The 12,245-nt window shown below is 73.8% G+C and carries 9 protein-coding genes; 3 read left to right on the forward strand and 6 right to left on the reverse strand.

What is annotated here, in order from left to right:
- Positions 1 to 47: 47 nt before the first annotated feature.
- Positions 48 to 1,037 (reverse strand): zinc-binding dehydrogenase, encoded by a 990-nt coding sequence (locus tag CRP51_RS24695; RefSeq protein ID WP_097233545.1) that lies wholly within the window; start codon positions 1,035 to 1,037, stop codon positions 48 to 50.
- Between the two features lie 106 nt (positions 1,038 to 1,143).
- On the opposite strand from CRP51_RS24695, the gene fdh reads away from it, so the two are divergent.
- The 3 genes from fdh to nrfD are packed head-to-tail and all read left to right on the forward strand — an operon-like array spanning position 1,144 to position 6,341.
- Positions 1,144 to 4,386: a formate dehydrogenase gene (gene fdh / locus CRP51_RS24700; RefSeq protein WP_097233546.1), complete on the forward strand. Its 3,243-nt coding sequence runs from the start codon at positions 1,144 to 1,146 to the stop codon at positions 4,384 to 4,386.
- Between the two features lie 3 nt (positions 4,387 to 4,389).
- Positions 4,390 to 5,319: a 4Fe-4S dicluster domain-containing protein gene (locus CRP51_RS24705; protein ID WP_097233547.1), complete on the forward strand. Its 930-nt coding sequence runs from the start codon at positions 4,390 to 4,392 to the stop codon at positions 5,317 to 5,319.
- A complete protein-coding gene (gene nrfD, locus CRP51_RS24710) occupies positions 5,316 to 6,341 on the forward strand; it encodes an NrfD/PsrC family molybdoenzyme membrane anchor subunit (protein WP_097233548.1) in 1,026 nt (341 codons plus the stop codon). The genes CRP51_RS24705 and nrfD overlap by 4 nt, the downstream gene beginning before the upstream one ends.
- Before the next feature lie 54 nt (positions 6,342 to 6,395).
- Here nrfD and CRP51_RS24715 read toward each other — a convergent pair whose 3' ends face one another.
- From CRP51_RS24715 to CRP51_RS24735, 5 genes are all read right to left on the reverse strand, one after another.
- Positions 6,396 to 7,055: a hypothetical protein gene (locus CRP51_RS24715; RefSeq protein WP_097233549.1), complete on the reverse strand. Its 660-nt coding sequence runs from the start codon at positions 7,053 to 7,055 to the stop codon at positions 6,396 to 6,398.
- Positions 7,056 to 7,258: 203 nt separating this feature from the next.
- Positions 7,259 to 7,777 carry a mycothiol transferase gene (locus CRP51_RS24720; protein WP_097233550.1) on the reverse strand — a complete coding sequence of 173 codons (519 nt, stop codon included), beginning with the start codon at positions 7,775 to 7,777 and terminating at the stop codon, positions 7,259 to 7,261.
- A gap of 189 nt (positions 7,778 to 7,966) precedes the next feature.
- On the reverse strand, positions 7,967 to 9,298 hold the full coding sequence (locus CRP51_RS24725; RefSeq protein WP_097233551.1) for an SPFH domain-containing protein: 1,332 nt from the start codon (positions 9,296 to 9,298) through the stop codon (positions 7,967 to 7,969).
- Positions 9,295 to 11,061 (reverse strand): SPFH domain-containing protein, encoded by a 1,767-nt coding sequence (locus CRP51_RS24730; RefSeq protein WP_170970665.1) that lies wholly within the window; start codon positions 11,059 to 11,061, stop codon positions 9,295 to 9,297. Before CRP51_RS24730 ends, CRP51_RS24725 begins: the two co-directional genes overlap by 4 nt.
- Positions 11,062 to 11,221: 160 nt before the next feature.
- Positions 11,222 to 12,205: an aldo/keto reductase gene (locus tag CRP51_RS24735; protein WP_097233552.1), complete on the reverse strand. Its 984-nt coding sequence runs from the start codon at positions 12,203 to 12,205 to the stop codon at positions 11,222 to 11,224.
- Positions 12,206 to 12,245: the final 40 nt, after the last annotated feature.

Below are 12,245 nucleotides of genomic sequence, written 5' to 3' on the forward strand. Positions count from 1 at the left end.
ACCTAGCCGGTACCGCACCGCGGTCGGCCGCGACCCGACCGGCAAGGTCAATGCGTGCTGGTGCGCAGGGCCACGCGGCGGCCGTGGGTCGTGCCGTCGGTGACGCGGCGGTGTTCCTCGACGATCGCGGACAGCGGGCGGACCGTCGCGCGGCGGGAGGCGAGGCGCCCGGCGGACAGCAGGCGGTTGACCCCCTCGGCCGCCTCCGCCAGCTCGTCGACGGTCGCCCGGGAGATCACGAACCCCCGCACCGTCAGGTCCCGCTGGTAGAACGCCGCCACCGGCAGCACCGGCCGGTCCCCTCCCCCGGCGCCCCCCGCCAGCACCACCAGCCGGCCGCGCGGGGCCAGCACCTCGACCGCCCAGGCCAGGTCGTTGCGGCCGGCCGCGTCCACCACCAGCGCGGCGCCCCCGGGCGCCGCCCGCGCCACCGCGCCCGCCAGCGAGGGGTCGCGGTAGTCCAGCACCTCGGCCGCGCCCAGCCCCCGGCAGTACTCCGCGTCCGCCGGCCGGGCCAGCGCCAGCACCCGCGCGCCCGCCTCGGCGGCGAACGCCACGACGGCGCCGCCCACGTTCCCCGCCGCGCCGACCACCACCACCGTCTCGCCGGGACGCAGCCGCCCGTGGCGGAAGAGCGCCAGCCAGGCCGTGGCACCCGGGTGCAGCACCGTCACCGCCGCCGTCGGGTCCACGCCGGGCGGCAGCCGGTAGAGGCGGTCGGCGGAGACCGCCGCGTACTGCGCCGCCGCGCCCTGCCGTCCGCCGTGGCCCAGGCTGTTGGTCCACACCGGCTCGCCCACCGTGAACCCGGTCGTCTCACCGGCCTCGGCGACCGTTCCCACCGCGTCCCTGCCCAGCACCAGCGGCAGCGGCACCGGAGTGACGAAGGCGCCCGAACGCACCAGCGCGTCCGCCGGGTTGACGGTCGTCAGCTCGACACGCACCACCACGTCCGTCGGCCCCGGCGCCGGCCTGGGCAGCAGGCCGAGCCTGATCTCGCCCGGCGGACCGAGCCGTTCCACAAACGCCGCTTCCATGGTTCCGATGCTGCCAGCAGTGGCCCCGGCCGACTCGCGCCGAGCGGGCAACAGGGTGAGGATCGCACCATTCACGACTTTCCGGCCGCGAGGGAAGGAACGACGCATGGGCGTGCGGACCTGGATTCAGGACTGGCCGGTCTACCGGCAGCTGGCCGGGCAGGACCCGCGCGGCGCCGCCGCACGTTCCCCCGGAACGGACGCGCTGCGCGCCCGCACCGAGTCCGCCGACCGCGTCGTCGACTCGATCTGCCCGTACTGCGCCGTCGGCTGCGGCCAGCGGGTCTACGTCCAGGACGAGCGGATCACCCAGATCGAGGGCGACCCCGCCTCCCCGGTCAGCAGGGGTCGCCTGTGCCCCAAGGGCGCGGCAACCCGGCAGATGGTCTCCTCCGAGACCCGCGAGTACCGCGTCCGCTACCGGCCGCCGCACGCCACCGAGTGGCAGTCGCTCGACCTGGACACCGCGATGGACATGATCGCCGACCGGGTGATCGCCACCCGCCGCGACACCTGGCGCTGGGAGCAGGACGGGCGCCGCGTGGCGCACACCCTCGGCATCGCGAGCCTCGGCGGAGCCGTGCTCGACAACGAGGAGAACTACCTGCTGAAGAAGCTCTTCACCGGCCTCGGCGTGGTCTCCGTCGAGAACCAGGCGCGGGTCTGCCACTCCTCCACCGTCGCCGGCCTCGGCACCTCCTTCGGCCGGGGCGGCGCCACCACGTTCATGCAGGACCTCCAGAACTCCGACTGCGTCGTCATCCAGGGCTCCAACTTCGCCGAGGCGCACCCGGTCGGCTTCCAGTGGGTGATGGAGGCCAAGGCGCGCGGCGCCACGATCATCCACGTCGACCCGCGCTTCACCCGCACCAGCGCCCTCGCCGACCTGCACGTGCCGATCCGCGCCGGCAGCGACATCGCGTTCCTCGGCGGGCTGATCCGCCATGTGCTGGAGGAGGAGAAGGACTTCCGGGAGTACGTGCGTTCCTACACCAACGCGGCGACGCTGGTCGGCGAGGACTTCCGGGACACCGACGACCTCGACGGCCTCTTCTCCGGGCTCGACCCGGGCAGCGGCGCCTACTCCTCGGCCAGCTGGGCCTACGCCGGCACCTCGGTCCGCGCCCCCGCCGGCAGCCAGCGCGCCCAGCCCAGCGAGGCGATCGCCATGGAGCACCGCGCCGGCGGCTCCGAGTCCCACGGCTCCGGCGGGCACGACGTGCCGACCGCCCCCGAGACGGACGAGACCCTCACCCACCCGCGCTGCGTCTACCAGGTGCTGCGCCGCCACTACGCCCGCTACACCCCCGAGATGGTCGAACGGGTCTGCGGCGTGCCGCCGGAGACGTTCCGCCAGGTCGCGGACGCCCTGACCCGCAACTCGGGCCCCGAGCGCACCGCCGCCTTCGTCTACGCCGTCGGCTGGACCCAGCACACCGTCGGCGCCCAGTACATCCGCGCCGCCAGCGTCCTCCAACTGCTGCTCGGCAACATCGGCCGCCCCGGCGGCGGCATCCAGGCGCTGCGCGGCCACGCCAGCATCCAGGGCTCAAGCGACATCCCCACGCTCTTCAACCTGCTGCCCGGCTATCTGCCGATGCCGCAGGTCACCCACGACCCGGACCTGGACTCGTTCGTCGACGCGGTCCGCACCCACAAGGGCTACTGGGCGGAGACCCGCGCCTATCTGGTCAGCCTGCTCAAGGCGTACTACGGGGACGCCGCCACCCGGGAGAACGACTTCTGCTTCGACCACCTGCCGCGCCTCACCGGCTCGCACAGCACCTACGACACGGTCCTCGCCCAGCTCGACGGCGACTGCAAGGGCTACTTCCTGCTCGGCGAGAACCCGGCGGTCGGCTCCGCCAACACCCGGCTGCAACGCCTCGGCATGGCCAACCTGGACTGGCTGGTGGTCCGCGACTTCCAGCTGATCGAGTCCGCGACCTGGTGGCGCGACGGGCCGGAGGTGGAGAACGGCGAGCTCTCCCCCGAGACCAACGGCACCGAGGTCTTCTTCCTGCCGGCCGCCGCGCACACCGAGAAGTCCGGCTCGTTCACCAACACCAACCGCTGGCTCCAGTGGCACCACGCCGCGATCGAGCCGCCGGGCGACGCGCGCAGCGAACTGTGGTTCGCCTACCACCTCGGGCGGATCATCCGCGAGAAGCTGGCCGACTCCACCGACCCGGCCGACCGGCTCTTCCTCGACCTGGCCTGGGACTACCCGCTGGTCGGCACGCACCGGGAACCCGACGCCGAGGCGGTGCTCGCCGAGATCAACGGGCACGGCCCCGACGGCGAACCCCTCAGCGCCTACACGGAGTTGCGCGACGACGGCAGCACCTCCTGCGGCTGCTGGATCTACTGCGGGGTCCGCGCCGACGGGGTCAACCAGGCGGCCCGCCGCCGCCCGGCCGCCGAGCAGGACTGGGTGGCCGCCGAGTGGGCCTGGGCCTGGCCGGCCAACCGCCGCATCCTCTACAACCGGGCCTCCGCCGCGCCCGACGGCCGGCCGTGGAGCGAACGCAAGGCGTACGTCTGGTGGGACGAGGAGTCCGGCGACTGGACCGGCCACGACAACCCGGACTTCGTTCCCGGGCTGCGCCCCGACCACGTCCCGGACGAGCACGCCGCGGGCGTGGCCGCGCTGCGCGGCGACGACCCGTTCGTGATGCAGGGCGACGGCAAGGGCTGGCTCTACGCGCCGGCCGGTCTCACCGACGGGCCGCTGCCCAGCCACTACGAGCCGCAGGACTCCCCGTTCACCAACCCGCTGCACCCGGCGCACTCCCGCTCCCCGGTCCGCACCACCCATCCCAGGCCGGGGAACCTCTACCACCCGTCGGGCGACGAGCCGGGCGCGGCGGTCTTCCCCTACGTGGTGACGACCTACCGGCTGACCGAGCACTTCACGGCCGGCGGCATGACCCGCTGGTCGCCGTATCTCGCGGAGCTGCAACCGGAGTTCTTCTGCGAGGTCTCCCCCGAGCTGGCCGCGGAACGCGGACTGGACCACCGGGGCTGGGCCACCGTCGTCACCGCGCGGGGCGCGGTCGAGGCGCGGGTGCTGGTCACGGCGCGGATGGCGCCGCTGCGCGCCGACGGGCGGACGGTGCACCAGATCGGGCTGCCCTACCACTGGGGCCCCAACGGCCACACCACCGGCGACGCCGCCAACGAGCTGGCCTCGATCGCGCTCGACCCCAACGTCCACATCCAGGAGGTCAAGGCGCTGTCCGCCGACATCCGCCCCGGCCGTCGCCCGCGCGGACCCGCGCTGCTCGAACTGCTCGCCGACTACCGCCGCAGGGCGGGCGTCACCACCGCCACCGGCACGGAGGTCTGACCGTTGACGACCGAAGAGACGACCGGACAACAGCCCCCTCGCGTCGGCTTCTTCACCGACACCTCCGTCTGCATCGGCTGCAAGGCGTGCGAGGTGGCCTGCAAGGAGTGGAACCTGGTCCCCGAGGACGGGCTGACGCTCACCGGCATGAGCTACGACAACACCGCCGCGCTCGGTGCCTCCACCTGGCGGCATGTCGCCTTCGTCGAGCAGACCAAGCCGCTCGGCGGGCAGCAGGCCCATCAACCCCACGCCGACCTCGACGTGTTGGCCCTCGCCGCGCGGGGCTCCGCCACCCCCGTCGACGAGGCGGCGATCACCCCCACCACGCCGGGGCCGCCGACCGCCGACGGGCGCACCGAGCTGCGCTGGCTGATGGCGTCCGACGTCTGCAAGCACTGCACCGAGGCGGCCTGCCTCGACGTCTGCCCCACCGGCGCGCTCTTCCGCACCGAGTTCGGCAGCGTCGTCGTCCAGCAGGACGTCTGCAACGGCTGCGGCTACTGCGTGCCGGCCTGCCCGTTCGGCGTGATCGAGCAACGCGAGGGCGACGGAAGGGCGTTCAAGTGCACGCTCTGCTACGACCGGCTCGGCGCCGGGCAGGAGCCGGCCTGCGCCAAGTCCTGCCCCACGGAGTCCATCCAGTTCGGGCCGCTGGACGAGCTGCGCGAACGGGCCGAGCGGCGGGTCGCCCAACTCCGCGAGGGCGGCGTCCCCGACGCCCGCCTCTACGGCGCCGACCCGGACGACGGGGTCGGCGGCGGCGGCGCGTTCTTCCTGCTGCTGGACGAGCCCGAGGTGTACGGGCTGCCGCCGGACCCCAGGGTCACCACGCGTGACCTGCCCACCATGTGGCGGCACGCCGCGCTGGCCGCCCTCACCCTGCTCGGCGGGATCGCCGCCGCGCACCGCGTCTTCGGGAGGAAGCGATGAGCGAGGCACGAGTCACCCGCGACGGGCTCGCGGGGGTTCACCCGGGGCGCGAGGCGCGCTTCGGCAACGGGCTCGACGACGGGCGGCGGCCGCGGGAGCGACGGATGGTGCCCGGGGCGGAGTTCACCTCCTACTACGGGCGGCCGGTGCTCAAGGTGCCGTCGTGGGCGGCGCGGGACATCGCCGGCTACATGTTCCTCGGCGGGTTGGCCGGCGCCGGCTCCGCGCTGGCCGCCGCCGCCCAGCTCACGGGGCGCCCGGCCACGGCGCGGGCGTTGAAGCTCAGCTCGCTGGGCGCGATCTCGCTGTCCACCGCCGCCCTCGTCAACGACCTGGGACGGCCGGCCCGTTTCCTCAACATGCTGCGCGTCGCCAAGCCGACGTCGCCGATGAGCGTCGGCTCCTGGCTGCTCGCCGGCTACGGCCCGGCGGCCGGGCTGGCGGCGGCCAGCGCCGCGACGGGGCTGCTGCCGCGCGTCGGCACGGCGGCGACGCTGGCCGCGGCCGGGCTCGGCCCGGCCGTCGCCACCTACACGGGGGTGCTGCTCGCCGACACCGCCGTGCCCTCCTGGCACGAGGCACACCGCGAACTCCCGCACCCGTTCGCCGCCTCCGCCGCCACGGCCGCCGCCGGCATGGCCCTGCTCGCCGGCCCCCGCCGGGAGAACGGGCCGGCCCGGGGCGTCGCGGCGCTGGCGGCCGGCGCGGAGGCGCTGGCGCTGCGCTCCCTGCTGACCAGCGCGGGGCACGCCGCCGAGCCCTACCGCACGGGCCGCCCGGGGCGGCTGCTGACCACCGCCAAACGCCTCGCGTTCCTCGGCACGGCGGGCGCCACGCTCCTCGCCGGCCGCAACCGCGCGGCCGCTGCCGTCAGCGGCGCCACCCTGCTGGCCGCCTCCGCCGCCACCCGCTTCGCCGTCTTCCACGCGGGCATCGCCTCCGCCCGCGACCCCAAGTACACGGTCCTCCCGCAGCGGCTGCGCCTCCGGGCGGAGGGCGGGGCACCGCCGGCGACGGCATAGCCGGCGTGGCTGGCCGCGCGCCTCACGCCCCCGCGAAGATCCAAACGAGACGGCCTACGCCGGTGCCGGCGCCCGGGACGCCGGCGGCGCCCCCGTCGCGCGGGCCGTCGCGACGAGGACGTAGCCGAGGGCGAGGGTGGTGGCGGCGAGGGTGGCGAGAGCCGGGAGGAACGTCGGGTCGGACGGGTCCAGGAAGGGGTAGATCGCGACGTCCGAGAAGAGATAGACCACGAGGTAGGCCAGCAGCGCCCCGGCCCAGGTCAGCGGGTACCACCAGCGGGCGTTGCGCTGGCGGCGGCCCACGCAGAGCCAGTCGACGAGCGCGGCGAGCGGGGTGAGCAGGTGCTCGAAGAAGGACCAGGTCTCGTCGATGCCGCCGCCCATCGCCGTGAACCAGGTGGTCATCACCACCAGCAGGCTGACGGACAGCAGCCCGCGCAGCCAGGCCGTGGGCGGCTCCGGGCGGCGCAGCGCCGCCGCCGTGAGGGTGGCGACGACGACCGCCGAGTAGCCGACCGCCGCGGCCACGCTCGCCAACTGGCTGAGCGCGAGCAGCGTGCCGCCCTCGGTCGCCCGGTAGCCGAGGACCGCGCAGACGACGATCAGCACCCGCCACAGCGTCTCGCCGAGGAGCGTGCCGGACGGGCGGTCGGAGGGCGGGGCCGGCGGGGCGGGCGCGGGGCGCGGGCGCTGGTACGTCGGGGCGTGGTGCATCGGGGGGTGGATCCTTCGGAAGGCGGTCCCTCAAGGCGCGCGGGCGGCCTTTCGCGGAGGTGACCTTTCGCGGGCGCGGCCTTACGAGCGTAGGACCCGGAGGGCCCCGGCGGGCGCCACGCGGCGCCGCTGCCATGGCCTTGTCGCGAAGGGGTTTCGAAGTTGTGACAGGGACGGCCCCGGGGCCGCGCGAACCGGCCGGCTCAGTCCGTTCCGTCCCGCAACAGGCCGCGCACATAGGCCGCCTGGCCCACGTGCTGGAGGTCCTCCGCGACGAGGCTGACCAGCCGGACGCCGAGCGTCACGGGCGGGTTCCAGCGGTCGTCGACGATCTCGGCCAGGTCGCCGATCTTCACCCTGTTGAGGTAGGAGACGGTCCGCTCGTGGACGCCGACGTGGTACCCGATCAGCAGGTCGGCCTCGGGGGCGCCGAGCGCCGCCACGTCCTCGGAGGTGTGGCCGAAGCCGGTGGCCTCGGTGGGGAACGGCAACGCGAACCGTTCGGCCCAGCGGTCCCGCGTCCACACCTGCGCCCGGCCGGTGACCTCGGCGATGTGGTCGTCCTGCACCCGGGTGAGGTGCCAGACCAGCCAGCCGATCGGGTTGGCCCGGGGGCCGACGCGGGCGGCGATCTCCTCGGGGGTCAGCCCGGTGACGGTGGCCTCCACCTCCTCCCTGATCCGGTCGAAGGCGTCCACCAGCAGCTCGGTGCTCGCGTTCACGACGGGCTCCTCTCGGCGTCGGGTCGGGCCGGCGGCGGGCTCCGGGGCGGCCCGCGACGAGGTCCGGCACAGCGACTATGGCACCGGGCGCCCCCGGGCGCCCGCTCATACGACGGCGCGCCCCCTGACACGACGACGCGCCCCCGCGTTTCCACGGGGGCGCTCGCTCCGGTCAGGGAAGGGAGACCGTCACTCCTGGGCGGCCTGCCGCAACTGGGCCGCGAGCGCCGCTTGCGACGAAGGCGCGCGGTCCCCCCGGTCGGCACCGTCCAGCCGGGGCAGCAGCTGCGCCGTCAGCAGGGTGGCCAGCGCGGAGGAGTCGCCCCCCGAGCCGGCGTCGGTGCGGACGACCACCGGCTGCGGGGCCTTCCCCGCCAGCTCGGCGCCGACCTCCAGCCGGCGCCTGGCCAACTCGTACTGGAGCACCGCCCGGTTGTCCCGGTACGCCTGCGCCAGCCGGCGCTGCGCCCTGGCCTCGTTCTCCGCCGCGATCAGCCCGCTGCGGCCCCTGGTCTCGATCTCGAACCTGACGCGCTGGGCGTTGGTCTCCTGCTTCTCCAGCAGCTGGGCGACCTGCTCGCGGGCGTTGTTCAGCGCCGCGTTGACCTCGACGATCCGGGCGTCGCGCACCTTCTTGGCCCGTTCGATGTCCATGCCCAGCGCGTCGATCCGCCGCTTGCGGGTCAGGCCCCACTCCTGGTCGTAGGCGACGCGCTCCTTGGCGACCCGCTCGCGGGTGGCCAAGTGCTGCTGGTACTGGGCGGGCAGTTGGACGTCGGGGATGTTGCTGCCGGTGATCCGCACGCCGTAGCGGGAGAGCTGCCGGTTCAGCAGCTCCTGCATGTCGGCGACGTCGGAGCCGCGCAGGTCGTAGGCGCGTTCGGTGCTGATCTGCCGGGCGCGCTGCCGGATGGCGTCCTGCACGGCGCTGGAGAGCACCAGGTCGAAGTTGCCGGCCCCGATGATCCGGACGAAGAGCACCGCGTCGGTGATCCGGAACTTCAGGAAGAACTCGATCGACCGCAGCGGCACGTTCTCCCGCGTGGGGCAGGCCATGACCGGCGCGGAGTAGGGGATCTCGGTCGACGTGTCGACCACGAACTCCACCCGCGACCACGGGTGCCACAGGTAGTGGCGGCCCGGGTCCAGCGTCCTGACCACCGCGCCGTAGCGGGTGAGGATGCCGTTGGTGCCCTGCTCGATCTCGACGATCGACGAACGCCACCACCACAGCCCGCCGGCGAGCAGCAGCGCCAGGCCGAGGCCGTAGGCGGGCACGGCCAGCGCGTCGTAGGCGAACTCGCCGACGCCGGACGCGTCCTGCACGGCCAGCATCACGCCGGTCAGCATGGCGAAGACGCCCAGCCACAGCGGCGCCATCCACCACAGGCGGCGGCGGTGGCGCGGGATGATGACGGGGGTCAGCGTTCCCGCGTCGCCGCCGCGCAGCAACTGGGCGACCTCGCCCCAGGGGGCCACCGCCTCCGCGATGACCGAACGGTTTCCGCGCGGCGTGCTCATGCGTCACCCTCCTCGTCCTCGCCGAAGGCGCGGTCGCCGAACGCGCCGGAGAAGCCCCCGGCGTCGCCGAACTCCCCGGGCGCGCCCGGCACTTCGAACCCGCGCGGGTCGGCCGGCCCCCCGGCGGCCGAACCCGCGTCGTCGCCCGGCCCCGTGGCGGAGCCGGCGTCCTCGCCGGGTGACGGGACGACGGTCGGCCTGGCGGCCTCCCGCAGCGCGTCGATCTCGGCCTGCCGGCCGGCGATCCGCTCGGCCACCTCCGGCAGCCTGGCCCGCACCGCCGCCATGTCGGCCTCGGTGAACAGCTCGGCGCCGCGCTCACCCACCAACTGCCGGGCCAGCGCCAGGAAGTCGACACCGGTCGCGCCGTCGCCGTCCCGTTCCGCGCCGATCCGCACCAGCCGGGGCAGATGGTCGGCGACCTGCTCCAACGTGTCCAGCACCTGCTGCTGGTACCGGTACTCCAGGATCTCCGGCGCCTCGGCGGCGGTCACCGCGCGGATGTCGAGCGCCTGGGCCTCCAGCAGCGCCGCGTTGGCCCGCGCCTCGGACTCGGCCATCACGTAGCGCTCGCGGGCGAGCGCCTCGGCGCGGTTGGTCTCCCGCTCCACGGCGGTGTCCATCTGCGCCTGGTACTGGGCGATGTCGGCCTGGATCGCGGAGAGTTCCTCCTGCTGGGTGGCCAACTCCTTGGTCAGATCGCCCTCGTCCTGCTCCTTGCGGAGCTGGAGCGCGTACTCATGGGTGTACGCCTCCTTGGCGACCCGCACCATCTCGGGCGCGGCGAGGTCCATCCGGTAGCCCCGGTCGCTGGGCTCGGCGTGGGTGATGTTGGCGTTGGTCAGCGCGACGGCCGGCAGGAACTGCTGGTTGAGCTGTTCGAGCAGCCGCCCGGTGTCCTCGCCCACCATGTTGTAGATGCCGGCGGCCTCCTGTTCGTAGATGAGGCTGCGAATGGTCTCGCTGACCGCGTTGTTCAGCTTCTCCTGGAAGCCGCGCACCGCGCCCAGGGTGTAGACGAATTCCACCGGGTCACTGATACGGAACTGAATGAAGAGGTCGATCGACGCCTTCACCCCGCTGCGCGTCGGGGCCTCGCGGACCGGCGCGTTGAACGGGTATTCGCGGGTGGTGTTGATGATGTAGGAAACGCGCTTCCAGGGGTTCAGCAGAATGACCCGGCCCGGACCGACGACCTGTTCCAGTTTGCCGAACCTGGTGATCAGCGCGTGGCAGCCGTCGGGCACCATCACCATGCCCTGGCGCCACCAGACGAAGCCGAACGCCAGCACCACGATCACCCAGGAATGGACGCCGAAGAGCGGGTTGGTCAGCACGTCGTCCGTGGCGGCGCCGACGACCAGCGTGCCGACCGCCACCACGACGAGCAGCAGGAGCACCGGCAACATGCTCAGCAGCGAACGGCCGCGCGGGATCACCATCGGGCAGATGACGTGCAGGCCGCCTCCGCCCGCGCGGCGCTGCTCGCTGTGGTTCAGCGCCTCGCCCGCGTCGTCCAGCGCGACGGTCTTCTGCTCCATGACGGTGTCGGTCGCGGCACCGCCCTGGTCCTTGGCGGCGGGAAAGTCGTTCGGGTCCATTCCGTCGTCCCGGCCGGCCGCTCCCCCCTGCGTTCCGCCGTTCTCCATCTCGCCGAGGCGGCTGTGGACCTCGCTCCGCACCGCGGCCCTGGGGTCCGTTCCCTCGGTCACCGCACGCGCGATTCTTCTCACGCTCTGATTTCGCGCCACGTGTCCCCCCATCTTTTCTTCCGTCGTACGTGTGCGTCGTGCATACGCGTCCGCACGTTACCCGCCGTACGCGCGCCGGTCATTCGACACCATGACCGGCGCGGGGGAAAGGCGGAACGGGGGATCGTTACAGGGTTAACGCCTGGGCGCGGGGGTCGCGCGGTCCGGTGGCTCAGCGCAGCGGGACGGACACCCCGGTCACCGCGTGCGGGGTGTAGGGCTCGGCGAGATACGCGATCTCCTCCTCGGTGAGGGTGAGTTCGGTCGCGGCGAGGGCGTCCTCGACATGGCCGGCGCGGGTGGCGCCGACGATGGGGGCGGTGACGGTGGGCTGGGCGAGCAGCCAGGCGAGGGCGACCCGGGCCGGCGGGACCTCGCGTCGGCGCGCGGTCTCCCGCACCCGGTCGACGATCTCCCGGTCGCCCGGCTGGTAGAGCGTGCCGGTCATGACGTCGGTCTCCGAGCGGGCGGTGGCCTCCTCCCAGGGGCGGGTGAGCCGTCCGCGCGCGAGCGGGCTCCACGGGATGACGCCCACGCCCTGGTCGGCGCAGAGCGGCAGCATCTCGCGCTCCTCCTCGCGGTAGAGCAGGTTGTAGTGGTTCTGCATGGAGACGAAGCGGGTCCAGCCGTTGCGCTCGGCGGTGTGCTGGGCCTTGGCGAACTGCCAGGCCCACATCGAGGAGGCCCCGATGTAGCGGGCCTTGCCGGCCTTCACCACGTCGTGCAGGGCCTCCATGGTCTCCTCGACCGGGGTGTCCGGGTCGAAGCGGTGGATCTGGTAGAGGTCGACGTAGTCGGTGCCGAGGCGGCGCAGGCTGTGGTCGATCTCGCCGAGGATCGCCTTGCGCGACAGCCCGGCGCCGTTGGGCCCCGGGCGCGTCCTGCCGAAGACCTTGGTGGCGATGACGACCTCGTCGCGGCGGGCGAACTCGGCGAGGGCGCGTCCCGTGATCTCCTCGCTGGTGCCGTCGGAGTAGACGTTGGCCGTGTCGAAGAACGTGACGCCGGCCTCGACGGCCCGGCGGATCAACGGCCGGCTGTTCTCCTCGTCCAGCGTCCAGGGGTGGGCGCCGCGCTCGGGCACCCCGAAGCTCATGCAGCCGAGGCAGACCACCGAGACCTCCAGGCCCGTCGCCCCCAGTCGTGTGTACCGCACCCGGCCTCCCGTGGCTCGTCTTCGGCCGTGTCCTCCCCGG

This window comes from Streptomyces zhaozhouensis (assembly GCF_900230195.1).
GTDB classification, from domain to species: Bacteria; Actinomycetota; Actinomycetes; order Streptomycetales; family Streptomycetaceae; genus Streptomyces; species Streptomyces zhaozhouensis.

Bases quoted from the DNA above. Each gene is read 5' to 3' on its own strand.
- CRP51_RS24695 (WP_097233545.1), bottom strand. From the start codon at position 1,037: ATGGAAGCGGCGTTTGTGGAACGGCTCGGTCCGCCGGGCGAGATCAGG.
- fdh (WP_097233546.1), top strand. From the start codon at position 1,144: ATGGGCGTGCGGACCTGGATTCAGGACTGGCCGGTCTACCGGCAGCTG.
- nrfD (WP_097233548.1), top strand. From the start codon at position 5,316: ATGAGCGAGGCACGAGTCACCCGCGACGGGCTCGCGGGGGTTCACCCG.
- CRP51_RS24715 (WP_097233549.1), bottom strand. From the start codon at position 7,055: ATGCACCACGCCCCGACGTACCAGCGCCCGCGCCCCGCGCCCGCCCCG.
- CRP51_RS24725 (WP_097233551.1), bottom strand. From the start codon at position 9,298: ATGAGCACGCCGCGCGGAAACCGTTCGGTCATCGCGGAGGCGGTGGCC.
- CRP51_RS24730 (WP_170970665.1), bottom strand. From the start codon at position 11,061: ATGGGGGGACACGTGGCGCGAAATCAGAGCGTGAGAAGAATCGCGCGT.